Consider the following 22,479-nt stretch of genomic DNA (forward strand, 5'->3'; position numbering starts at 1 on the left):
TCAATTAATTCAGTAACTTACAAAATTAATGTTCAATGAGAATTACGATCTACGAGCACCATTATAGGTGCTTTTTGGGCCGATTTTTACAAGTTTGCAGCCAGTAAAGCCTCGATTTGCGGGGCTTCCACACGGGTCATGAGGTGCTTATAAGGCTTAATTGGGTTCTTACTCGAGAGCGGAGTGGCAATGTCAGACCAGGACTGGGGTGTCAATGATAAAAATTCCTCAACTCCAGCAGCTACATTCGGAATGATTGGCTTGAGATACAGGCTGAGCATTCTGAATGCCTCTAGCGTCACGCTGCAGACTTTCTGTAAGTCAACTTCTCGCGCGGGATCTTTGGCGATTTCCCAAGGTTTGTTTTCATCCACAAAGCCATTTACCTTATCGGCAAGCTCCATGATGGAGCGCAATGCTTTCGCAAATTCCCTTCCTTCGTAGAGTGCAGCGATTTTTTCACTGGCCTTTGCAATTTCTTTTAGCAATGGGTAGCTCATTGCTTCATCAGAAACAATGCCACCAAAACGTTTCACCAAGAAGCCAGCGCTACGACTTGCAATGTTGATGTACTTACCTAGTAAGTCACTATTCACGCGCGCAACAAAGTCTTGAAGATTTAAGTCTAAATCTTCCATGCTGTCATTGAGTTTGGTTGCGAAGTAATAGCGGAACCACTCTGGATTAAATCCACACTCAATCACGCTGTTTGCAGAAATGAGCGTGCCACGTGACTTGCTCATCTTCTCTCCATCTACGGTTAAGAAGCCATGTGCAAAAACATTGGTAGGGGTGCGGTAGCCCGCAAATTGCAAAGTGGCTGGCCAAAACAGGGTGTGGAAGTACAGAATATCTTTACCAATGAAGTGGTATTGCTCTGTAGTGGTATCAGGCTTGACCCACTCATCAAAATTTAAGCCTTTAGCTTGGCAGTAATTGAGGAAGCTAGCGTAGTAGCCAATCGGTGCGTCCAGCCAGACATAGAAATATTTGCCAGGCGCATCGGGGATTTCAAAGCCAAAATAGGGGGCATCACGAGAAATATCCCAGTCGCCTAATTTGCTTTCACCAGGTTCACCCACCCATTCTTTCATCTTGTTACGAGCTTCGGATTGAAGTGGTGTTTTTACTTGTGTCCACTCACGCAAAAACGCTTCGCAACGAGGATCGGACAATTTAAAGAAATAGTGATCGGAGATTTTCTTAATAGGAGTTGCGCCGCTCACAACAGAAAATGGATTTTTGAGGTCTGTGGGGGAATAAGTGGCGCCACATTTTTCGCAGTTGTCGCCGTACTGATCTTTTGCGCCACACTTCGGGCATTCACCTTTGATGAAGCGATCCGGCAAGAACATTTCCTTAACAGGATCGTAAGCTTGTTCAATTGCGCGTTTTTCAATCAAACCCGCATCACGTAACTTTAGATAAATGCTTTGCGACAGTTTTTCATTCTCAGGACTATCAGTCGTGTAGTAGTTGTCAAATGAAATCAGGAAGTTGTCGAAGTCGCGTTTATGTTCTTTCCAAACATTCGCAATTAATTGTTTAGGGCTTAGACCCTCTTTCTCCGCGCGCAACATGATTGGGGTGCCATGTGTGTCATCGGCGCCAACATAATGGACTTCATGGCCACGCATTCTTTGATATCGGACCCAGATATCCGTTTGGATGTACTCCACCAGGTGACCAATATGGATCTGGCCATTGGCATACGGTAGGGCGGAAGTAACGAGAAGGCGACGCTGGGAGCTACTCATGTAAAGCGAAATAATGAAGAATGGTTAAATTGGGGCTCAATCCAACATTATGATGGCTTGAGCAGTGATTTTAGTCTGCGGTTAAAGTAAAGACCCATTTAGTGTCGATAAAATAGTATTCACACCCGATTTAGAAGGTAGTTCATGTCCTCAGAGGCTGCAAAACCCGCAATCCAGATGTCTAGCGCTTCAGTGCCCTTGGTACACGAGGTTGAGGTATTGGACGAGGCTGGGCGTCGTAAGCTAACCCATATCCCTGGAGAGCGTCCGCTGACGATTTATCTAGATAAGCGAGAGGTTGTGACCTTGATGACCTTAGGAAGTGCTCCTGAGGCCCTAGTCTTGGGTTATCTCCGTAATCAGCGCCTAGTGGAATCGCCTAACGATATTGAAAGTATTCAAGTGGATTGGGAAACGGATTCGGCTGCGGTGAAGACTCGGCGCAGTACGGTGGATATTGATGCTTTAACGAGCAAACGGGTTGTCACCACTGGTTGCGGTCAGGGAACCATGTTTGGTGGTCTGATGGAAGACATGGCTGAAATTCGCTTGCCTGATGGTCCAAAGTTAACCCAAGAAGCCATCATCACTCTTGTGGAATACGTTCGGTCTCATGACACCATCTATAAGAAGTCGGGATCAGTTCATGCTTGCGCTGTTTTCGAGCGCGTGGGTGAGCATGGCGTACGACTGCTTCACTTTATCGAAGACGTAGGGCGGCACAATGCCGTGGACTCTATTTCAGGTTTGATGTGGCTGGCTAATAAACCTGGTGCAGATTTGATTTTCTTTACAACTGGGCGCCTCACCTCAGAGATGGTGATCAAGGGCGCCCAAATGGGTATCCCATTCTTGTTAACGCGCTCTGGAGTCACCCTAATGGGGCTAGAGTTGGCTCGTAAAACCAATCTGACCATCTTGTCTCGTTGCTCAGGCAAACATTTTGAGATCTATAACGCCCCGGAGAGGGTGGTTTTTAGTCCAAAAACCCCATAATTTCATGGGCAGTAGGGGTCGAAGGTTTTACAATTCGCCCATGACTATTAAATCTGACCACTGGATCCGCCGCATGGGCGAGCAAGGCATGATTAGCCCATTTGAACCTGGGCAAATTCGCCAAGACGCCTCAGGCAACAAAATCGTAAGTTATGGCACATCAAGTTATGGCTATGACATTCGTTGCGCAGACGAATTTAAGATCTTTACCAATATCAACAGTACCATTGTTGACCCTAAAAACTTTGATGAGCAATCCTTTGTTGATTTCAAAGGCGATGTTTGCATCATTCCACCAAACTCTTTTGCTTTAGCGAGAACTGTTGAATATTTCAAGATTCCACGCAGTGTTTTAACTGTCTGCGTTGGCAAGAGTACGTATGCTCGTTGCGGCATTATTGTGAACGTAACTCCATTCGAGCCTGAGTGGGAAGGCTATGTGACTTTGGAGTTTTCGAATACCACACCATTGCCAGCCAAAATTTATGCGGGCGAAGGTTGCGCGCAAGTACTCTTTTTTGAGAGCGATGAAGTTTGTGGCACATCATATAAAGATCGTGGTGGCAAATATCAGGGTCAGCGGGGCGTAACCCTGCCTAAGACTTAATTCATTCACGGTAGTGGAAAAATTTCACCTGGGTCGCCGCCCCGAGCGGATTAACCTCGATGAATACCGCGCTACACTGACGCGTTCAGCCGTAGCGCGTCCTGAAAACAATTTCTATCACTGGTTGCTAGGCACAAGTTGGAGTAAGTTTTTGCTCTTGGTGATTTGTGTCTATTTGGGCACCAATTTTTTATTTGCATTGGCCTACCTAGCCTGTGGACCTGGCGCGATTACCAATACAGCCCCAGGCTCATTGATTGATGTATTTTTCTTTAGCGTACAAACCATGGCAACCATTGGTTATGGTCAGATGACGCCTGTAGGGCATTGGCCAAACTCAATCGTGACATTCGAGGCATTCTTTGGAATTGTGTACTCAGCCCTAACAACAGGTTTGGCTTTTGCTCGATTTACACGACCAACAGCCGGTGTGCGATTTACAAAAGTGGCAGTGGTGGGCAATCATGATGGCATCAAAACCTTAAAGTTCCGCGTTGCTAATGATCGCAGCTCACATATTGTTGAGGCTCAGCTAAGACTGTGGCTGATAGCAGAGAGCATGACAGCAGAAGGTGAGCGCTATCGCAGATCAGTTGAGTTGTCACTTCATCGTTCGGAGAGCCCAGTCTTTTCTCTGACATGGACCGCCATGCATAGCCTAGATGAATCTAGCGCCTTAAATGAGTTCTTAGGTAATAGCGCGCTCAATGGCCATTGGCATCTATTAATTACCTTTACGGGTTATCACGAGAGTCTTGCCAACCAAGTTTATGCCCGGCATGTTTACTTGCCGCGAGATGTGCAGCAAAATGCCTCATTTATCGATATAGTCACGGTTTTGCCAGACGGTGAACGGGTCATTGACCTAGCCAATTTTGAGAAGTGGGTTCCGAACGCATCGGACAAATCAGCAGGGGAGTTTTTATGAAATTTCGTTTCCCAATCATCATTATTGATGAGGACTTTCGCTCCGAGAATATTTCGGGTTCAGGTATTCGCGATCTCGCTGAGGCGATTGAGAACGAAGGTATGGAGGTCATTGGCTTAACCAGCTATGGCGACTTAACCTCATTTGCCCAGCAAGCTTCCCGCGCTTCTTCATTCATCGTATCGATTGATGACGAAGAGTTTGTTTCAGATTCCGAAGATCATGATCTGCCTGCATTGAACAACTTGCGTGCGTTTATTACCGAAGTGCGTAAGCGCAATGAAGATATTCCTATCTTCTTGTATGGTGAGACGCGCACCTCGCGCCATATGCCAAACGATATCTTGCGTGAGTTACATGGCTTCATTCATATGAATGAAGATACACCTGAGTTTGTTGCGCGTCACATCATTCGTGAAGCCAAAGTATATTTAGATTCACTGGCACCACCATTCTTCCGTGCCTTAACTAATTACGCATCTGAAGGTTCATATTCTTGGCACTGCCCAGGTCACTCGGGAGGTGTTGCGTTTCTAAAGAGTCCTGTAGGCCGTATGTTTCATCAGTTCTTCGGTGAGAACATGCTCCGTGCTGACGTATGTAATGCAGTAGAGGAGTTGGGTCAGCTCTTGGACCATACTGGACCAGTGCTCCAGAGTGAGCGCAATGCTGCCCGCATCTTTAATTCAGACCATCTGTTCTTTGTAACCAATGGAACATCGACTTCGAACAAAATTGTTTGGCATTCCACCGTTGCCCCTGGTGACGTAGTCTTGGTGGATCGTAATTGCCATAAGTCCGTGATTCATTCGATCACCATGATGGGTGCGATCCCCATTTTCTTGATGCCGACCCGTAATCACCTTGGCATTATTGGCCCGATTCCAAAAGAAGAATTTGAGTGGGCCAACATCAAAAAGAAAATTGATGCCAACCCGTTCATCAAGAATAAGAACGTGGTTCCACGCGTAATGACGCTGACACAAAGTACTTATGACGGCATTGTTTACAACGTCGAGATGATCAAAGAGATGCTAGATGGCAAAGTCGATTCTTTGCATTTTGACGAAGCTTGGTTGCCACATGCCGCATTCCACCCGTTCTATAAAGATATGCATGCGATTGGCGCTGATCGTAAACGCACCAAGAAGAGTTTGATGTTCGCTACGCAGTCAACCCATAAGCTTTTGGCGGGCTTGTCACAAGCTTCGCAAGTTTTGGTGCAGGATGCCGAAGAACACAAGCTTGATAAGGACTGCTTCAATGAAGCCTATCTGATGCATACCTCAACCAGTCCGCAATATGCCATTATTGCCTCCTGTGATGTTTCTGCAGCGATGATGGAATCACCTGGCGGCACGACCTTGGTTGAAGAGTCGATCGCTGAAGCAATGGATTTCCGCCGTGCCATGCGCGAAGTCGATGATAAGTTTGGCGCCGATTGGTGGTTTAAGGTTTGGGGTCCAGATCATTTGGCCGAAGAGGGTATTGGTGAGCGCTCTGATTGGTTGCTGGAGCCAAATGCCAACTGGCATGACTTTGGCAAACTTGCCAAGGGCTTCAATATGCTTGACCCGATTAAGGCCACAGTTGTCACCCCTGGTCTTGATATCGAGGGTAATTTTGGCTCAATGGGAATCCCCGCGAGTATTGTGACAAAGTATCTCGCTGAGCATGGCGTGATCGTGGAGAAGTGCGGCCTATATTCTTTCTTCATCATGTTCACCATCGGCATCACCAAAGGCCGTTGGAATACTTTAGTTACTGAGTTGCAACAATTCAAAGATCACTTTGATAAAAATGCACCGCTCTGGAAGGTCTTACCTGAGTTTGTGGCTAAGCACCCGCGTTACGAGCGTGTTGGTCTGAAAGACATTTGCCAGCAAATCCATGAGTTCTATAAGAGTCGGAATGTGGCTCGTATGACGACCGAGATGTATACATCGGATATGGAGCCTGCCATGATGCCTTCAGAGGCTTGGGCAAAGATGGCGCACAAAGAAGTCGATCGCGTTCCATTGGATCAATTGGACGGTCGTGTGACAGCGATGTTAGTTACGCCTTATCCTCCAGGCATTCCATTGCTTATTCCAGGTGAGCGCTTTAACAAACGCATCGTAGATTACCTCTACTTTGCAAGAGACTTTAATGAGAAGTTCCCAGGCTTTGAGACTGATATCCATGGGCTAGTTAAAGCGGATGTGGATGGACGTAGTGAGTACTATGTGGACTGTGTGAGACAGCAGCCTGATATCACCCTGTAAAAGGAGTCCTTGTTCATATAAAAACCCCGCATCTGCGGGGTTTTTATATGGCCACTTCTTTGATATACTTGTACAATATATTGAACAAGTGTGGGGATAAAATGCGCGTAATTAATTTTTCTGATGCTCGAAATCAGTTTAAGCAAGTTATAGATCAAGTGGTTGCTGATAGCGATGTTGCAATAATTTCAAGAAGGGATGCTGAGGACGCTGTCGTGATGTCTTTGAATACCTATAACAGCATGATGGAAACATTCCATTTATTAAAATCTCCAGCTAACGTAAAACACTTGGAGAAATCGTTGGCTCAATATCGCAAAGGGCAAATCAAGGAAAAGGCATTAGTAGATGCCAAGTAGGTTGTCATGGACAAATGCAGCATGGTCTGATTATGTTTACTGGCAGGGGCAAGATAGAAAAACTCTTAAACGCATAAATACTCTTATAAAAGATGTGATGCGAAATCCAAAAGATGGAATTGGAAAACCAGAGGAGCTAAGGGAGAGCCTATCTGGTTTTTGGTCTCGACGTATTGATGACACACATCGACTGGTATATGCAATTGAGAGGCATCAAATTGTTGTTATTGCATGTAGATATAATTATGAGTGAACGGTTTGGCTTATTTACCAGGCTTATCCAGCTGAAAATTAACTGGAGCATCTTCATCCGCCTTATTGGATTGCTCTGGTTTATTTTCGTCAGATCCTGTGAAATTAAATTCCTGACTTTGTACTACTGCCGCAGGTTTATCTAGGAGAGTAGTTACCATGGCTGGAAAAGCCATAACCAGCACCACCATGACTAGTTGTAAAGCTACCCAAGGTAGAGCACCCCAGTAGATATCACTACTTTTCACCTCTTTAGGTGCTACACCGCGCAAATAGAACAAGGCAAAGCCAAATGGCGGGTGCATGAATGAGGTCTGCATGTTGACGCAAAGCATCACACCAAACCAAACCAGGGCAGCGCTTGCGGCAGCTTGGGGATTACCGTTCATGGACTCTAGCAATACGGGTGAGAGCAATTTAACTGCAACTGGCGCCAACATCGGCACCACAATGAAAGCAATCTCAAAGAAGTCTAAGAAGAATGCTAAGAAGAAGACAAAGAGATTTACGACAATTAAGAAGCCGATCCAGCCGCCAGGAAGATTTGAAAACAATTCTTCTACCCAACGACCACCATCAACACCCTGAAAGACAACTGAGAAGCAAGTAGAACCAATCAAAATGAATACCACCATTGCGGTAATGCGCATGGTGTTTTGATAAGACTGCTTAATTAGTTCAGTAAGGTTCGGAATGCTTGCACGACGCAGCCAAGCAAGTAAAAGAGCGCCCATTGCACCCATAGCGCCTGATTCGGTTGGGGTGGCAATTCCGGTCATGATGGTACCGAGAACCAAGAAGATCAGCACTGCGGATGGGATGATACCCATCAAACATTTTTTCCATAACGCCCAACCTTTGAGGGTGAGATCGCTTTCAGGAACTGGCGGCAAATAGTCAGGACGTATACGTGAAAGGAAAAATGTGTAGAGTGCAAATAAAGCAATTTGCAAAATGGAAGGACCCCATGCGCCTAAATACATGCTGCCTACATCGGCACTACCACTTTGAGTTTTGAGCTGGTCTGCCAACACAATAAGTACTAGCGACGGGGGTACTAGTTGCGTAATGGTTCCAGAGGCTGCTAGAACGCCTGTAGCGTAGCGCATGTTGTAGCCATAGCGCATCATCACCGGGAGAGAAATCATCGCCATCGCAATCACTTGCGCAGCTACCGTGCCGGTAATGGCCCCAAGAATAAAGCCCACAATAATGACGGAGTAACCAAGACCACCCCGAACTCGACCAAAAAGCTGGCCCATCGAGTCCAGCATTTCTTCGGCAAGGCCACAGCGCTCAAGAATGGCGCCCATAAAGGTGAAGAAGGGAATAGCTAGGAGCAAATCATTAGCGAGCACGCTGCCAAAGATGCGCTGTGGAATGGCTTGTAAAAACGCGATACCAAAAAAGCCCTCGCTCATGGCAATCACAGAAAAGAATAATCCTGCGGCCATTAGAGAGAACGCTACTGGGAAGCCGATCAACATAAAGATGACCAAACCACCAAACATAAGAGGAGGCATCCACTCTAATGGAATCATTGCATGGGCTTTTCGTAATGAAGGTCTTCGGCTGACAAGACGTATTTACCTTTGAGGGCGCCAACGCGTTTGATAATTTCAGATAGGCCTTGCAGGCTGAGCATGAAAAAACCAAACGGAACGATGAACTTAATGGGGTAACGCGCAAGACCCCCTGAATTCAGTGAACCTTCGGAAATGAGCCAGGATGGGTAAAACAAACTTGTCCATGAAAGCCAGGTAAACAGTAGGCAAGCAGGCATTAAGAAGCAAGTTAAACCAAAAAGGTCTACCCAGATTCGTCCACGATCAGAAAGGTGAGAGTAGATGAGGTCAACTCGGACGTGTTCATTGCGCTTGAGGGTGTAAGAAGCGCCAAGCATCACAGCGGCGCTAAATAAATACCATTGCAATTCAAGAGGCCAGTTATTACTGATGTCTAAGCCATAGCGCAGTAATGCATTAGCCGCAGAAACAATGCAAGAAAGCAAAATCATGATGCTGGCTGCGCCGCCAAGCAATTGATTGATCGAGTCAATTGCCTTGGAGATTTTGTTCCAAAACCCCATGCTGATTAAAGGTCCGCGCGACCCCGTTTGATAGCTGCGAGAACTTGAGTAGGGGCTGTGCCGCCAGCATGTTGGCGAGATTGCACCGAACCTTCTACTGTAAGTAATTTGAATACATCATCACCAATGAGTTCGGGGCGGTTATCAAGACCACAAGCAAAGCGTAACTCCGAGAGACTTAAGTCAGTGAGCATGCAGTTTCTGCCAACACAAGCTTTAACCGCATGGGCTACCGCCTCATGCGCATCACGGAAGGCTAGGCCTTTTTTCACTAGGTAGTCTGCCAAGTCTGTTGCTGTAGCAAAACCTTCTTCCGCGGCTGCCTTCATGACTTCTGCTTTGACCTCAATGTGCGGCACCATATCAGCGAAGATACGCAGAGTATCTTGCACGGTATCAACAGCATCAAACAAAGGCTCTTTGTCTTCTTGATTATCTTTGTTATACGCAAGAGGTTGACCTTTCATAAGCGTCAACAAAGAAATCAAATCGCCATAAACACGCCCAGTCTTGCCGCGCGCTAATTCAGGAACATCGGGATTCTTTTTCTGGGGCATGATTGAGCTGCCAGTGCAGAAGCGATCTGGTAAATCAATAAAACCAAAGCGAGGACTTAACCAAAGGATCAGCTCTTCGGAAAGACGTGAAATGTGCATCATTAAAATAGATGCAAAGGCGCAGAATTCAATTGCAAAATCACGGTCAGACACCGCATCCAAAGAATTGTTACAAATGCCATCAAAGCCAAGAGTCTTAGCTACTTGCTCGCGATCAATCGGATAGGTAGTGCCTGCCAGTGCGGCAGCACCCAAAGGTAAGCGGTTAAAGCGCGCACGCAAATCAGCAAGACGACTTGCATCACGACTAAACATTTCAAAATAAGCCATCAAATGATGGCCAAAAGTAATTGGCTGCGCTACTTGTAGGTGTGTATGACCAGGCATGATAGTTTCAGCATGCTTTTCGGCTAAATCTAATAATGCTGTACGTAGCGTTTTCAAACTCGCCGCAATTTCATCTACGCTACCTCTTAACCACAGGCGCAAATCGGTTGCCACTTGATCATTACGTGAGCGACCGGTGTGCAAACGTTTTCCAGCATCGCCAACTAATTCTGTAAGACGAGCTTCAATGTTGAGGTGGACATCTTCGAGAGCGAGCTGCCAGTTAAATTTGCCAGCTTCGATTTCACTCTTAATTTGAGCCATGCCACGCTCAATATCCGCCAGATCTTGGGTGCTGATGATTTTTTGAGCAGCCAACATCTGAGCGTGAGCTAAAGATCCCGCAATATCAACTAACGCAAAACGTTGATCAAAGCCAATAGAGGCTGTATAACGCTGAACGAGTTCGTCAACCGGTTCGGCAAAACGGGCCGACCAGGCTTGGGCTTTATTGGCTAAGGAATTTTTGGATGAGCTCATAAACACAGTATATTGGTGTAGGTCTTTGATTATTTTAAATGTTATGTCTGATTCCCTGAATTCTTCATCCCCAGTAGCTGGCGAGTCAGCCCCTAAGCGGCTGGTAATTGCCTCTCGAGAGAGCCGATTAGCCATGTGGCAGGCCCAGCATGTGCGTGATTTCCTAAAAAAGCTCTATCCAGCATGCGATGTTCAGATTTTGGGAATGACAACCCGTGGCGACCAAATTTTGGATCGAGCCCTTTCCAAGGTAGGGGGCAAGGGCCTTTTTGTCAAAGAACTAGAAACTGCCTTAGAAGATGGTCGTGCTGATTTAGCGGTGCACTCTCTGAAAGATGTCCCTATGGTGATGCCCGAAGGGTTTGAGCTCGCTTGCGTGATGGCAAGAGAAGATGCTAGGGATGCTTTTGTCTCAAATGACTACGCCAGCTTAGAAGAGCTTCCACAAGGTGCTATTGTAGGTACTTCCAGCTTGCGCCGCGAGTCTGTATTACGAGCAAAATTTCCCCATCTAGAAATCGTTCCTTTGCGTGGTAACTTAGATACTCGGATGGGTAAGCTCGATCGCGGTGAGTATCAAGCCATTATTTTGGCAGCGGCTGGTTTAAAGCGATTGGGCTTAGAGAATCGCATCCGCAATTACTTACCATACGACCCCTACACTCCTGCAGCCGGTCAGGGTGCCTTGGGTATCGAAACGCTCAGCAAACATCCCACTATTAAACAATGGCTAGCGCCATTAAATGATCTTGCGACGCTTTATGCAGTATCTGCTGAGCGTATGGTGTCGCGTCAGTTAGGCGGGTCCTGTGAAGTGCCTTTGGCCGCATATGCCCAATGGAAAGATCAGCAGATGGATATTCGATCCTTTGTGGCAAGCACCGATGGCAAGGCTTTTTGCTTGGCTACTGGCAATGCAAAGGTTAATAGTGTTGCCGATGCCGAAGCACTTGGTTTAACCGTGGCCCAAGAGCTTATAAAGCAGGGCGCTGAAAATTTGATTCCTAAGATTGCAAAGTAATTACCTTCAATCTTGTCGCAGATCCATTATTTAAGTCATCATGAGCACTAAATCCATTGTGATTACTAGACCAAGTGGTCAGGCGCGACAGCAAGTGGAATTGCTGAATAAAGCGATTAAACAAAGCGGTATCAACTCATCATTGGTCAATATTATTTCTTTGCCTTTATTGACGATTGTTCCAAAAGACAATGAACAGTTAGCCGACCATATTGCTAGCGCTTTAAAGGATGCGGATTTAGCTATTTTTGTTAGCCCAAATGCGATTGAAAGCGTTATGCGCTTACTTGAGCGCAACTGGCAGGATTTTTCTAAGAAGATCATCCCTATTGGTGTGATGGGTGGCAGTAGTCGTTTGGCATTAAGCAATTATGGGATCGGTCTAGAAGATGCTCCGACCCCAGTGTTCATGCCGCAAGAAAGCGGGCAGTGGGACTCTGAAGGTTTGTGGAAAGAATTGCAAAAGCTAGGTTGGGATTGGGCCACCAAGAAAATTGTGATCTTTAAAGGCGATGGTGGCCGAGAGTGGCTTGCCGATACGCTGAAAAAAGCCGGAGCAACAGTCGAAGCGATTTCTACCTATTCGCGCATTCCTTTGGATCTCGATAATCCCGCTTGGGAGTCTATTCAAGAGCTTGATATTTCAACATCGCTGTGGATATTGACCTCTTCAGAGGCAGTGCGATATCTAGGAAGTATTGCAAAGGATCAGTTTTCACTAGGTCTGAACCATGCAGCTGCGATATGTCCACATCACAACATTGCCGATGCGGCACAAGAAATTGGTTTTGGTGAAGTTTTTACAACTGATCCAGGCGATGAAGCCATGATCAAAGCTACATTAGCTTGGCTCTCAGCCTAAAATTTTTTCTCCTATATCCCTCAGTCCTTCGCATCCTCAATTAACGTAATTAAGTTGCTGAGTATTGGAGCAGAGCAGGTAAAAAAACTTCATTGACCAAAATGGGATGTCCCTTTAAACGATAGAGGGTACGGCGCGCCCAAAGAGATGAAGGCAATGCAATTCCGGTCTTGTTGAACCCCTTCCAAAGCGGGCTGCTTCTATCAATGCGAGCAATGTCACGCTGAGGTCTAGCCTTTGAATGCATCCGAGTTTTGCTAAATAGAACTGCGCCTAGAGGTCTTGTGCCCAAGCGTAGGATCGAATGGTTGCTGCCGCTTGAGCTCAAGGTAGGAATGATGCTGCGGGCGATGACAAGGGGCGTTTCATTAACGCAGAGTAATACCTCTCTCACTCGGCAGCGTTTAATTCTGTTCCGAAATGATTGGAGTTCATCATCATGTAAAGATTGAGGGCGATCTCGTAAAACCTTAACAGTTAACTTTTGGCCAATCGCATTCTCAATTTTTTGTGTAAGCGACCCAGTATCGCTTAACCATGGTTGCCACTGAAGTGGTGCCCGATGTATTTCACCGGAATCGACTCGATTCCATGTAGAACGGAGACGATTACGGTGAGACATATTTAACTACCGCTAAAGTTTCGACGTTGGCTGCCTGATTTGGGTTTTGCAAAGCGAGGACCAGCTGGACGACTTGGACGAGAATCCGCAGAGCGTGAAGGGCGAGAATCCGCAGAGCGGCTAGGACGTGAGTCACCAAAACGGCTTCCGCCATCTTTGTTTCCGCCAAAGCGAGATTCAGAGCGTGCGCCAGAACCATAACGGCCACCACCGCCACCTGAGCGATTACCAGGACGGCCACCACCGCCTGATCGATTACCACCAAAACTTGGTTTGGCTTGTGGCTCAAGGCCTGCGATTACGGAAGCAACGATATCTTGCTGAGTGAAGCGTTCGATATTGCGAATCTTCGCGCGATCACGGTGCTCGACCAAGGTGATTGCAACACCATTGCGACCAGCGCGACCTGTACGGCCAATACGGTGTGTGTAATCTTCTGGCTTCATTGGTAAGCCAAAATTAATGACATGGCTAATGCGTGGCACATCAATACCTCGAGCAGCAACGTCTGTTGCTACCAAAATCTTGGTATGCCCTTTACGCAAGGACTCTAGACGACGCATGCGAACTGCTTGTGGCATTGCACCATGTAGCGCTGTAGCTTCATAGCCATTAGATCGTAATGTATCGGCAATCTTTTCGCTTTCTACCTGCGTGCTTGCAAATACTACTGCTTGATCCAAAGAGGCATCAGCCAAGATGTGTTCAAGAAGCTTATGTTTATGTGACATGCTGTCGGCCCAGTGCAACTTCTGCTCAATGTTGGCATGCTTTTCACCAGCGTGAGCAAGTTCAATGCGCTTTGCATCTGTGGTCAACTCGTTTGCTAAAGACATAATCTTTGGTGCAAAGGTTGCGGAGAACATTAAGGTTTGCTTGCGACCTGCGCAGCGTTGATCAATCGCTTCTAGATCTTCAGCAAATCCCATGTCGAGCATACGATCCGCTTCGTCGATCACTAACTGCTGTACATCATCCAAGCGAATGGCTTTGCTATCGCACAAATCTAACAATCGACCTGGTGTGGCAACTACCAGTAATGCACCCTTTAGTGCTTGGATTTGTTTGCCATATGGCATACCACCCATGATCGTAGCAATTCGAATGCCTTTCATGCCGCGAACGAAATTCACTGCATCAGCGGCAACCTGTTGAGCTAGCTCACGAGTAGGGCAGAGTACGAGAACCTTTGGTTGTGCGCGACCTGGTACAGGTGAGTTTTTAGGATTGTCTTCTATCAATTGATGAATGATAGGCAACAAAAAGGCTGCAGTCTTTCCGCTACCGGTTTGGCTGCTAACCAATAAGTCACCACCTGCTAAAGCTGCGGGAATAACCTGCGCTTGAACAGGGGTTGCCTGAGTAAAACCTAACTCCGAAATGTTTTTGAGTAGTGGCGTCGCTAAGGCGAAATTCTGGAATTCAGATCCAGTCTGTTTAGTTTCTTTAGAAAAAGTCATGCTATTACACATCTCCTTTTGAGAGATGTCTCCGTATGTTGCACTCATGTTTTTTTGAAGTGCGATGGTCAAAGGCATCGACCATCAGACAGGCGGCAGCGCGATTTTTTATTCCGGTTGTTCCGGTGTTCAGTGCTTATAGCTTCTGAACGGTGCGCTGAAATATAGCTGGGGGGCGATGAATCATATTGCTTTAAAAAGCCCCCCATTATGACACTCTGAGTGCGTAATTACAAGGGTTTTCCCGAATTTATTATGATGTAGTGATGGAATGGAGTGCATTTAACCTTTTATCCCCAGCCAATGCCGGAATTGCGGATTTCTCAAGCTATTTGCTTGGAACCATACTCATTATTTTGTTGCCAGGCCCTAACTCACTTTATGTATTGACGATTTCTACGCAAAAGGGATGGCGTCATGGTGCTTGGGGTGCTATCGGAATTTTTATTGGCGACTCTATTTTGATGCTTGCAGTTGCCTTAGGTGCCGCTTCAATGCTGATGTCATCCCCAATCCTTTTTCAGGCGGTACGAATTGTGGGTGCTTTGTACTTAGGATGGATGGGGTTTGGTCTATTGAGAAGTGGATGGCAGCGCTGGACTTTATCCTCTAAAACAAACGCTTATGAAATCCAAGCGCGCTTGATGCAGTTGCATCCCTTGATTTCAGCCTTATCGCTTTCATTAACTAACCCCAAGGCAATCTTTTTCTTTATTGCATTTTTCTCGCAATTTATTCGCCCAGACTTTGCTTATCCTGCATACACCTTTGTGTATCTTGCAGTTGTTCTGCAAATTATGAGTATGGCCTATCTAACAGGCTTAATTTTTGCTGGTCAATATTTCTCAAGCTACTTCCAAAGCCGTCAGCGTTTAGCGGCAGGTCTCTGGTTGCTTACTGGAGTTCTGTTTATCAGCTTTGCCTTACGTCTTGTATTGGCCTAGACCGTTTACTTTAAGCGCCGTAGCAATCGCTCTGTCTTTTTTCCATAGGGTGGGCGAGCAGGTTTCGTTCCTTTAAAAAGACTGGTTCCCAAAAAGCCACGAACATCAAGGATGGATTTTTGGTGGCTGAAGGCATCAAATCCGGCTTTGCCATGATAGCTACCCATGCCGCTGGCGCCAATCCCGCCAAATGGCAAAGTCTCTATAGCAGCGTGCAAGAAAACATCGTTAACTGTTACACCGCCAGAGCGAGTCTCTTGTAATACCAGCTCTAACCGCTTTTTGTCTTTGCCAAACCAATAAAGGGCAAGCGGATTTGGTCGTTTATTGATGTATGAGATTGCGGCAGCTGTATCTTGGACGATAACAATCGGTAGAATCGGACCAAAAATTTCTTCATGTAATACGCGCGCCTCTGCTGGAGTGTTCATGAGTGCAACTGGCTCAAATTGACGTGCGCCTGCTCCAGGATTCTGGAGTAGCGAAACAGGTTTGGCGCCGCGATCAATTGCGTCACTCAATAAATGTTGCCAATCTTGTAATTGCTTCTCGTCGATTGGGCCTGTTAACTCTTCAGGATTGCTAAATTGTGCTTGTGCTGCAATCTGTAGCTCTTTAATCAAAGCTTCTTGTTGATTGGCTTCTACTAAGACATAGTCTGGGGCGATGCATGTCTGACCATTATTGAGTAATTTGCCATAAATAATTGCTTCAGCCGCATCTTTAATATTGGCAGAGGAATCAATAATCACGGGAGACTTGCCGCCAAGCTCTAGGGTCACAGGTGTGAGGCTTTCGGAAGCGGCTCTCATTACTTTTTTGCCAATCGCTTCTGAGCCAGTAAAGAAAAGGTGTGCAAATGGTAGGGCGGCAAATTGTTCTGCTACCTCTATAGCTCCAGTACTGACGCTAAATTCAGTAGGGTGAAAGTATTCTTGAATAAGACTTGCTAAAAATCCTGATGTGCGAGAACTACGCTCTGAAGGCTTGAGCCAGACGCGATTGCCAGCAGCAAAAGCGGAGATGGCTGGCAGAAGTGCAAGTTGGACTGGATAGTTCCATGGGCTGATGATGCCAACTACACCAATCGATTGGCTCTCAATCCATGCCTCAGAGGCGCCTAGATGAGAGGGTATTTCCATCTGGACTGGCTTCATCCAGTCCTTTAAATGTTTACGTACAAATTTACAGGCTTGATACACCATCTGAAATTCAGCAAGTCGCGTTTCCATGGGATGGCGTACTCCGAAATCCGCAGTTAGTGCTTTGCATAACTTTTCTTCGTTCGCTTTGATCATGTTTTCAATGCGCCCAATACGCTCGAGTCGAATCTCCAAGCTAGGATTGGGTTCAGCCGCATAGGCTGCTTTGATTTCATCAAGCTGAATAGTGAAGCGATTCATGGTGTATTAATTAGCGGGTAAATAAGGAGGTGATTATGGTTTTGCAGGGATTTCAATAAGGCATTAGGATAAAGCTATGAGTGAATCTATCAATAAAAGTCCATCCCAACTTGAGCGAGCAACCCTGGGTGGGGGTTGCTTTTGGTGTCTTGAGGCTGTTTACCAGCAAATCCAAGGGGTAAAAACAGTTGTTTCTGGCTATGCTGGAGGAGTTATTCCGAATCCCTCCTATGAAGCGGTGTGCACGGGAACTACGGGCCATGCGGAGATCGTGGATATTGAGTTTGATCCTCGGGTAATCAGCTTTCGAGATCTATTGGAGATTTTCTTTGTGATTCATGACCCAACTACCCTGAACTATCAAGGCAATGATCATGGTACGCAATACCGATCAGTGATTTTTACTCACAGTGATGAGCAATTCAAAATTGCGCAAGAGGTAGTGCGTGAACTAGAGGATTCAAAAATTTATCGTGATCCAGTTGTCACGCAAATTGAAGCTGCGCCGATTATTTATCCGGCCGAAGACTATCACCAAAATTATTTTCAGGAGCACCCAAACCAAGGGTATTGCGCATTTGTGGTTGCGCCCAAGCTAGAAAAATTCAGGACTAAATTTAAATCCTTGATTGCTCCGCAATATTTGTAAGAATTACCAATAGAACTTAGGGAGCAAGTCGACTGATTTCCCAGTGGTCGCCTTTAAGTTGGTAGTGGATGCGATCGTGCAGGCGAGAAGGGCGACCTTGCCAGAACTCGATTTCCGTTGGACGCAGGCGATATCCACCCCAGTGTTCTGGGCGTGGTGGGTTTTCTCCAAACTCCGCCTTAAATCGCTGCTCTGCAGCCTCAAGAAATTCTCGATTAGGAATAGCTGCGCTTTGAGGCGAAGCCCAGGCACCAATCCGAGATGCGGGCGGGCGTGAATGAAAGTACTGGTCGCTTTCGGTGGCATCAACTTTTTCAACGATGCCTTTAATACGAACTTGCCGCTCAAGTTCATGCCAATGAAATAGAAGGGCTGCCTGTGGACGAACTGCTAGTTCCTTGCCTTTTTGGCTTTCATAGTTGGTAAAAAACGTAAAGCCGTTTTCGTCGGCACCTTTTAGTAAGACAATACGGGCTGAAGGATTTCCAGCTTGATCGGCAGTGGCTAGAGTCATTGAGTTAGGTTCAGGGCATTCTGCCTTGATAGCTTGATCAAACCATACTTGAAATAGGGGGAGTGGTAGAGCGGGAACTTCGGTTTCCGAAAGCTGTCCAAGGGTATAGTTTTTGCGAAGTTGTGCAATGGAGTTCATTTATTCAGTATAAAGAGGCTATGGCAGAAAACAAGACAGACATTAAGGCAGAGATCGGTACTGAGGATCGCCGTTTTGGAGGGGTTTCTAGACTTTATGGACCCGACTTGCGTGCGAAGTTTCTGAATGCCACTGTCGTCGTAGCTGGATTGGGTGGTGTTGGTTCCTGGGCTGCTGAGTCACTGGCACGAACCGGTATTGGCCACTTAGTTTTAGTAGATCTTGATCATATTGCGGAGAGCAATACTAATCGCCAACTTCATGCCATCGAGGGGCAGTATGGCAAAGCAAAAGTACAGGCGATGGCTGAGCGTATTTTGCAAATCAATCCAGATATACGTTTGACAGTTTGCGATGAATTTTTAGAGTCAGATAATTTAGATCGCATTATTCCAGCAAACGCTTATGTATTAGATGCTACAGATTCCGTTCAAACAAAAATTGCATTATCAGTGTGGGCTAGAACGCATAACCGTGCTTTAGTAATGTGTGGTGCCGCAGGAGGAAAGACTCAACCCACAGCAGTGCGATGTGATGATCTCTCACGAACTGAGCAAGATGCATTGCTAGCAAAAGTACGGCAGGGGCTAAGACAGGATCATGGTTTCTCAAGAAACCTAAAACATAAGATTGGTATTCGAGCAATTTACTCCCATGAGCCTCGAGCGGGTGCCTCTACTGGTGGGCTGGCTTGTTCAGGCTATGGTTCAACCGTCATGGTGACTGCGGCTTGTGGTTTAGCGGCCGCTGCAGAGATTCTCAATCTCATCGGTCAAGACCTTGAATTCAGCAGAAATTCCTAAGGGGATTCCCTGTAGGAAATTACTGATTCTCTTGCAGGTAAAAATTAATTCTTGATAGAGCACAGTTGTTTTCAAAGACAATTTTTTATTTCTCATTTCAAATTTAGCCTTTTAATCACTTTAGGAGCTTTTGCCCTCTAGTGAATAACAAAACTCCTCCCTAGACTTTGCCTCGTTGGTAAACCGCCAACAGCAAATCGAAAGGAGGTCTCTTTTGCAGACTGAACAAACTGGCTTAAAACGCCATCTCAAAGTGCGACACATTCGTTTGATGGCTTTAGGATCAACGATTGGTGTTGGTTTATTTTTAGGATCCGCGAGCGCTATTCAAATCGCTGGCCCATCGATTTTGTTGGGATATCTGCTCGCAGGAATCGTCGCCTTCATTGTCTTGCGCACCTTGGGTGAAATGGCTGTGCACGAGCCTGTAGCGGGATCTTTTGCTGCTTATGCCAATAGCTATGTGGGACCGCTGGCAGGTTATATGGTGGGTTGGGGCTACTGGACTTATTGGATAGTTGTGGGCATTGCCGAGGTAACAGCTGTGGGCATTTATATGGGAATTTGGTTTCCTGAAGTGCCGCAATGGATCTGGGCTTTATCTTCGATCGTGCTAATGGGCCTAATCAATCTCATTGCCGTGAAAGTATTTGGTGAGTTTGAGTTTTGGTTCGCGCTAATTAAGGTTGTTGCAATCGTTGCCATGATTACATTAGGTGGCTCAGTTATCTTATTTGGTTTTACAAACGATTGGCAGCCAATAGGTTTAAGCAATCTTTGGCAGCATGGCGGCTTCTTTCCGAATGGTGTTGAGGGGATGTTGCTGTCACTGCAAATGGTCTTATTCGCTTATGTTGGTATTGAGATGATTGGTCTTTCCGCTGGTGAGGCAGAAAATCCAAAGAAAACGATTCCGATGGCAATTGATTCACTAGCCTGGCGAATTTTGATTTTCTACATGGGCGTAATTCTGGTGATCTTGGCCATCTTCCCCTGGAATGAAGTGGGGCAGCAGGGCAGTCCCTTCGTGGTGATGTTTGAACGAATTGGTCTGCGTGAAGCGGCGGGGTTGATTAACTTTGTCGTGATTACCGCGGCACTTTCCTCTTGCAATGCGGGCATTTTTAGTGGCGGTCGATTGCTGTATTCCTTATCTAGCAATGGCTACGCACCTGCATCTTTTACAAAGCTATCTAAATATGGGGTTCCTCATCGCGCGGTCATGGCTACGGTTGGAGTTTGTATGTCTGGGGTCGTCTTGAACTACTTCGTTCCAGATAAAGCCTTTCAATACATCATGGCTGCCGTGACCTTTGTAGGCTTGATGGTGTGGATTGCCATTTTGTTTACCCAAATGAAATTCCGTCGCTCCTTAACAAAAGCACAAGTAGCTGAGCTCGGTTATCGCGCTCCTTGGTGGCCTTATTCCTCGTGGTTTGCTTTGGCATTTATTTGCTTGGTTGTGGTGCTAATGGGCTTTCATGAGGATGCACGGATTGCGTTGATATTGGGTCCGTGCCTATTGGGCGTGTATCTCGCGATGTTCTACATCGTGGGCTTGCATCGCAAAACAAAAACACAAGCTGTATTTAAATCATAGGAGATCAACATGATTATTGGTGTTCCACAAGAAGTAAAAAACAATGAGTTTCGGGTTGGCTTAACGCCAGGTAATGTCAGCGGACTTTGTAAGCAAGGGCACTCGGTATTAGTTCAGCGCGGTGCCGGTGAGCAAATTGGTCTAAGCGATGAGTCCTACCGAATCGCTGGCGCCACATTAATTAATAGTGCCGCCGAAGTGTTCAAAAAGGCAGAAATGATTGTTAAGGTAAAGGAGCCTCAGCCGCAAGAGTGCGCCATGCTGCGCGAAGATCAGATTCTGTTTACCTATTTGCACTTGGCCCCAGACCCGACTCAAACTCAGGCGTTAATTCAGTCGGGTGCCAGCTGTATTGCTTATGAGACTGTCACGGCATTTAATGGGGCTTTGCCCTTATTGGCTCCAATGAGTGAAGTAGCAGGACGGATGTCGATTCAGGCAGCAGCTACCCATCTGGAAAAGACGCATGGAGGAATAGGAGTCTTAATGGCGGGTGTGCCTGGTGTATCCCCTGCGAAGGTTGTCATTCTGGGTGCGGGAGTAGTAGGGCGTAACGCATTACAAATTGCTGTTGGCATGGGTGCTGACGTTTGCGTCTTCGATCGTGATATTGATCGATTGCGTCAAATTGATCTGTTTTATGGCAATCGGGTTCGCACCTTCTACTCGGATAGCTTGCTAATTGAAAATGAAGTGAGTGAGGCTGATGTAGTGATTGGGGCAGTATTGCTTCCTGGGGGCGCAGCGCCAAAATTGGTGACTCACGAGATGATTAAGAAAATGAAGGCAGGAGCAGTAGTAGTGGATGTTGCAATTGATCAAGGCGGTTGCTTTGAGACTTCTAAACCAACGACACATGCTGATCCTACATTTATAGTGGATGGGGTTTTACATTACTGCGTTGCTAATATGCCAGGTGCTGTCGCTAGAACATCTACCTTTGCCTTAACCAATGCTACTTATCCCTATGTTGAGGCCTTGGCTAATCGTGGTGTAGTTAATGCGCTTTCGATTGATCATCACTTACGCAACGGTCTGAGCGTGCACAAAGGGGTATTAACATCTAAGCCCGTAGCTCAGGCGCAGGGCTTGGACTTTGCCTTGGCTGAGGAATTGTTGGCGGCATAGAGGGTTAATCATGGGTGAATAGGATTTAAACTGTTTAAATCTTGATCAATTTGCAGCTTCATTTTTATTCCCCATGGACCTATCTGCTGTAACCCTCTCGGCTGGTGTTGTTGCCTTAGCCGAGATGGGTGATAAAACCCAATTACTTTCTTTAATGTTGGCGGCTCGCTATCCCAAACAGGCGACGGCCATTATTGCTGGAATATTCATTGCAACGATTGCCAATCATGCCTGTGCCGCATTCTTGGGTCATTGGTTAATGACTTTAGTTTCACCCGATGTCATGAGATGGATTTTGGGATTGAGTTTCTTGGGAATTGGTCTTTGGTTATTGGTTCCCGACCACATTGATGATGCTGCAGATTCAAAAGTAGTTGATCGAGCTCTACAGGTTTTTGTTTTAACTGTAGTGTTGTTCTTCTTAGCCGAGATGGGTGACAAAACACAAATTGCCACAATCGCCTTGGGTGCGAAATACGAAGACGTAGTTGCTGTCACATTAGGCACTACTTTAGGGATGATGCTGGCGAATGCACCAGCAGTTTGGTTGGGTCAAAAATTTACCAAGCGTATGCCAATTAAGTGGGTGCATGGCGTGGCCGCGCTAACCTTTATCGCTATTGGGGCGATAACTCTGCTCTGGAACTAGCAAGCTGGCT

Annotated in this window: 21 protein-coding genes and 1 pseudogene; 14 read left to right on the top strand and 8 right to left on the bottom strand. The window is 46.3% G+C overall.

The window, feature by feature from the left end; genetic code table 11:
- Positions 1–92: 92 nt before the first annotated feature.
- Positions 93–1,757: pseudogene (gene metG / locus NHB35_RS03860) on the bottom strand (methionine--tRNA ligase); the annotation flags it as partial.
- Positions 1,758–1,901: 144 nt separating this feature from the next.
- On the opposite strand from metG, the gene NHB35_RS03865 reads away from it, so the two are divergent.
- The 6 genes from NHB35_RS03865 (at position 1,902) to NHB35_RS03890 (ending at position 7,164) form a co-directional block, all read left to right on the top strand.
- Positions 1,902–2,753 carry a formate dehydrogenase accessory sulfurtransferase FdhD gene (locus tag NHB35_RS03865; protein WP_353433084.1) on the top strand — a complete coding sequence of 284 codons (852 nt, stop codon included), beginning with the start codon at positions 1,902–1,904 and terminating at the stop codon, positions 2,751–2,753.
- A gap of 40 nt (positions 2,754–2,793) precedes the next feature.
- Complete coding sequence (gene dcd, locus NHB35_RS03870; protein WP_173955487.1) at positions 2,794–3,360, top strand: dCTP deaminase; 567 nt, start codon at positions 2,794–2,796, stop codon at positions 3,358–3,360.
- 13 nt (positions 3,361–3,373) lie between these two features.
- Positions 3,374–4,288 (top strand): ion channel, encoded by a 915-nt coding sequence (locus NHB35_RS03875; protein ID WP_353433085.1) that lies wholly within the window; start codon positions 3,374–3,376, stop codon positions 4,286–4,288.
- Entirely contained in the window at positions 4,285–6,552 is a 2,268-nt protein-coding gene (locus NHB35_RS03880; protein ID WP_353433086.1) for an arginine/lysine/ornithine decarboxylase, read from the top strand. Before NHB35_RS03875 ends, NHB35_RS03880 begins: the two co-directional genes overlap by 4 nt.
- Before the next feature lie 101 nt (positions 6,553–6,653).
- Positions 6,654–6,911, top strand: coding sequence for a type II toxin-antitoxin system prevent-host-death family antitoxin (locus NHB35_RS03885; protein ID WP_353433087.1), 258 nt, complete (start codon positions 6,654–6,656; stop codon positions 6,909–6,911).
- The gene (locus NHB35_RS03890; RefSeq protein WP_353433088.1) at positions 6,901–7,164 is read left to right on the top strand and encodes a Txe/YoeB family addiction module toxin; all 264 of its coding nucleotides are present in this window, start codon (positions 6,901–6,903) and stop codon (positions 7,162–7,164) included. The genes NHB35_RS03885 and NHB35_RS03890 overlap by 11 nt, the downstream gene beginning before the upstream one ends.
- A gap of 10 nt (positions 7,165–7,174) precedes the next feature.
- Here NHB35_RS03890 and NHB35_RS03895 read toward each other — a convergent pair whose 3' ends face one another.
- From NHB35_RS03895 to argH, 3 genes are read right to left on the bottom strand one after another with little or no spacing between them, the layout of a single operon-like run.
- Positions 7,175–8,704, bottom strand: a complete 1,530-nt coding sequence (locus tag NHB35_RS03895) for a TRAP transporter large permease subunit (RefSeq protein ID WP_353433089.1) — start codon at positions 8,702–8,704, stop codon at positions 7,175–7,177.
- Positions 8,701–9,252 carry a TRAP transporter small permease subunit gene (locus NHB35_RS03900; protein ID WP_353433090.1) on the bottom strand — a complete coding sequence of 184 codons (552 nt, stop codon included), beginning with the start codon at positions 9,250–9,252 and terminating at the stop codon, positions 8,701–8,703. Before NHB35_RS03900 ends, NHB35_RS03895 begins: the two co-directional genes overlap by 4 nt.
- Positions 9,253–9,257: 5 nt before the next feature.
- Positions 9,258–10,676 (bottom strand): argininosuccinate lyase, encoded by a 1,419-nt coding sequence (argH, locus tag NHB35_RS03905; protein ID WP_353433091.1) that lies wholly within the window; start codon positions 10,674–10,676, stop codon positions 9,258–9,260.
- A gap of 43 nt (positions 10,677–10,719) precedes the next feature.
- Between argH and hemC the strand changes: the two genes are divergently transcribed.
- On the top strand, positions 10,720–11,697 hold the full coding sequence (gene hemC, locus NHB35_RS03910) for a hydroxymethylbilane synthase (RefSeq protein WP_353433092.1): 978 nt from the start codon (positions 10,720–10,722) through the stop codon (positions 11,695–11,697).
- 40 nt (positions 11,698–11,737) lie between these two features.
- Positions 11,738–12,559 carry a uroporphyrinogen-III synthase gene (locus NHB35_RS03915; protein WP_353433093.1) on the top strand — a complete coding sequence of 274 codons (822 nt, stop codon included), beginning with the start codon at positions 11,738–11,740 and terminating at the stop codon, positions 12,557–12,559.
- Positions 12,560–12,608: 49 nt separating this feature from the next.
- Here NHB35_RS03915 and NHB35_RS03920 read toward each other — a convergent pair whose 3' ends face one another.
- Together NHB35_RS03920 and NHB35_RS03925 are read right to left on the bottom strand one after the other, a co-directional pair.
- Positions 12,609–13,181 (bottom strand): chorismate lyase, encoded by a 573-nt coding sequence (locus tag NHB35_RS03920; protein ID WP_353433094.1) that lies wholly within the window; start codon positions 13,179–13,181, stop codon positions 12,609–12,611.
- 2 nt (positions 13,182–13,183) lie between these two features.
- Complete coding sequence (locus NHB35_RS03925) at positions 13,184–14,641, bottom strand: DEAD/DEAH box helicase (protein ID WP_353433095.1); 1,458 nt, start codon at positions 14,639–14,641, stop codon at positions 13,184–13,186.
- Positions 14,642–14,907: 266 nt separating this feature from the next.
- Between NHB35_RS03925 and leuE the strand changes: the two genes are divergently transcribed.
- Positions 14,908–15,585, top strand: coding sequence for a leucine efflux protein LeuE (gene leuE / locus NHB35_RS03930; protein WP_353433096.1), 678 nt, complete (start codon positions 14,908–14,910; stop codon positions 15,583–15,585).
- A 5-nt stretch (positions 15,586–15,590) separates the two neighbouring features.
- Here the strand turns inward: leuE and NHB35_RS03935 are convergent, their stop codons facing one another.
- Positions 15,591–16,988, bottom strand: a complete 1,398-nt coding sequence (locus tag NHB35_RS03935; protein ID WP_353433097.1) for a coniferyl aldehyde dehydrogenase — start codon at positions 16,986–16,988, stop codon at positions 15,591–15,593.
- A gap of 76 nt (positions 16,989–17,064) precedes the next feature.
- On the opposite strand from NHB35_RS03935, the gene msrA reads away from it, so the two are divergent.
- The gene (msrA, locus tag NHB35_RS03940; protein ID WP_353433098.1) at positions 17,065–17,637 is read left to right on the top strand and encodes a peptide-methionine (S)-S-oxide reductase MsrA; all 573 of its coding nucleotides are present in this window, start codon (positions 17,065–17,067) and stop codon (positions 17,635–17,637) included.
- 16 nt (positions 17,638–17,653) lie between these two features.
- Here msrA and pdxH read toward each other — a convergent pair whose 3' ends face one another.
- Positions 17,654–18,289 (bottom strand): pyridoxamine 5'-phosphate oxidase, encoded by a 636-nt coding sequence (gene pdxH, locus NHB35_RS03945; protein ID WP_353433099.1) that lies wholly within the window; start codon positions 18,287–18,289, stop codon positions 17,654–17,656.
- Positions 18,290–18,309: 20 nt separating this feature from the next.
- On the opposite strand from pdxH, the gene NHB35_RS03950 reads away from it, so the two are divergent.
- The 4 genes from NHB35_RS03950 to NHB35_RS03965 all read left to right on the top strand — a co-directional run bounded on the left by NHB35_RS03950 (position 18,310) and on the right by NHB35_RS03965 (position 22,469).
- Positions 18,310–19,092, top strand: coding sequence for a tRNA threonylcarbamoyladenosine dehydratase (locus tag NHB35_RS03950; protein WP_353433100.1), 783 nt, complete (start codon positions 18,310–18,312; stop codon positions 19,090–19,092).
- A 271-nt stretch (positions 19,093–19,363) separates the two neighbouring features.
- On the top strand, positions 19,364–20,692 hold the full coding sequence (locus NHB35_RS03955; RefSeq protein WP_353433385.1) for an amino acid permease: 1,329 nt from the start codon (positions 19,364–19,366) through the stop codon (positions 20,690–20,692).
- A 9-nt stretch (positions 20,693–20,701) separates the two neighbouring features.
- Positions 20,702–21,820, top strand: a complete 1,119-nt coding sequence (gene ald, locus NHB35_RS03960; RefSeq protein ID WP_353433101.1) for an alanine dehydrogenase — start codon at positions 20,702–20,704, stop codon at positions 21,818–21,820.
- A gap of 73 nt (positions 21,821–21,893) precedes the next feature.
- Positions 21,894–22,469 (top strand): TMEM165/GDT1 family protein, encoded by a 576-nt coding sequence (locus NHB35_RS03965; protein WP_353433102.1) that lies wholly within the window; start codon positions 21,894–21,896, stop codon positions 22,467–22,469.
- Positions 22,470–22,479 lie beyond the last annotated feature (10 nt).

Source organism: Polynucleobacter sp. MWH-UH23A (genome assembly GCF_040409805.1).
Classification (GTDB): domain Bacteria; phylum Pseudomonadota; class Gammaproteobacteria; order Burkholderiales; family Burkholderiaceae; genus Polynucleobacter.

Excerpts from the sequence above, each read along its gene's own strand:
- NHB35_RS03890 (WP_353433088.1), top strand. The coding sequence starts at position 6,901 with ATGCCAAGTAGGTTGTCATGGACAAATGCAGCATGGTCTGATTATGTT.
- NHB35_RS03895 (WP_353433089.1), bottom strand. The coding sequence starts at position 8,704 with ATGATTCCATTAGAGTGGATGCCTCCTCTTATGTTTGGTGGTTTGGTC.
- leuE (WP_353433096.1), top strand. The coding sequence starts at position 14,908 with ATGGAATGGAGTGCATTTAACCTTTTATCCCCAGCCAATGCCGGAATT.
- NHB35_RS03900 (WP_353433090.1), bottom strand. The coding sequence starts at position 9,252 with ATGGGGTTTTGGAACAAAATCTCCAAGGCAATTGACTCGATCAATCAA.
- NHB35_RS03925 (WP_353433095.1), bottom strand. The coding sequence starts at position 14,641 with ATGACTTTTTCTAAAGAAACTAAACAGACTGGATCTGAATTCCAGAAT.
- ald (WP_353433101.1), top strand. The coding sequence starts at position 20,702 with ATGATTATTGGTGTTCCACAAGAAGTAAAAAACAATGAGTTTCGGGTT.
- NHB35_RS03865 (WP_353433084.1), top strand. The coding sequence starts at position 1,902 with ATGTCCTCAGAGGCTGCAAAACCCGCAATCCAGATGTCTAGCGCTTCA.
- NHB35_RS03885 (WP_353433087.1), top strand. The coding sequence starts at position 6,654 with ATGCGCGTAATTAATTTTTCTGATGCTCGAAATCAGTTTAAGCAAGTT.
- pdxH (WP_353433099.1), bottom strand. The coding sequence starts at position 18,289 with ATGAACTCCATTGCACAACTTCGCAAAAACTATACCCTTGGACAGCTT.
- NHB35_RS03920 (WP_353433094.1), bottom strand. The coding sequence starts at position 13,181 with ATGTCTCACCGTAATCGTCTCCGTTCTACATGGAATCGAGTCGATTCC.
- argH (WP_353433091.1), bottom strand. The coding sequence starts at position 10,676 with ATGAGCTCATCCAAAAATTCCTTAGCCAATAAAGCCCAAGCCTGGTCG.
- NHB35_RS03915 (WP_353433093.1), top strand. The coding sequence starts at position 11,738 with ATGAGCACTAAATCCATTGTGATTACTAGACCAAGTGGTCAGGCGCGA.
- NHB35_RS03880 (WP_353433086.1), top strand. The coding sequence starts at position 4,285 with ATGAAATTTCGTTTCCCAATCATCATTATTGATGAGGACTTTCGCTCC.
- msrA (WP_353433098.1), top strand. The coding sequence starts at position 17,065 with ATGAGTGAATCTATCAATAAAAGTCCATCCCAACTTGAGCGAGCAACC.
- NHB35_RS03965 (WP_353433102.1), top strand. The coding sequence starts at position 21,894 with ATGGACCTATCTGCTGTAACCCTCTCGGCTGGTGTTGTTGCCTTAGCC.
- NHB35_RS03950 (WP_353433100.1), top strand. The coding sequence starts at position 18,310 with ATGGCAGAAAACAAGACAGACATTAAGGCAGAGATCGGTACTGAGGAT.
- NHB35_RS03935 (WP_353433097.1), bottom strand. The coding sequence starts at position 16,988 with ATGAATCGCTTCACTATTCAGCTTGATGAAATCAAAGCAGCCTATGCG.
- NHB35_RS03955 (WP_353433385.1), top strand. The coding sequence starts at position 19,364 with ATGGCTTTAGGATCAACGATTGGTGTTGGTTTATTTTTAGGATCCGCG.
- dcd (WP_173955487.1), top strand. The coding sequence starts at position 2,794 with ATGACTATTAAATCTGACCACTGGATCCGCCGCATGGGCGAGCAAGGC.
- hemC (WP_353433092.1), top strand. The coding sequence starts at position 10,720 with ATGTCTGATTCCCTGAATTCTTCATCCCCAGTAGCTGGCGAGTCAGCC.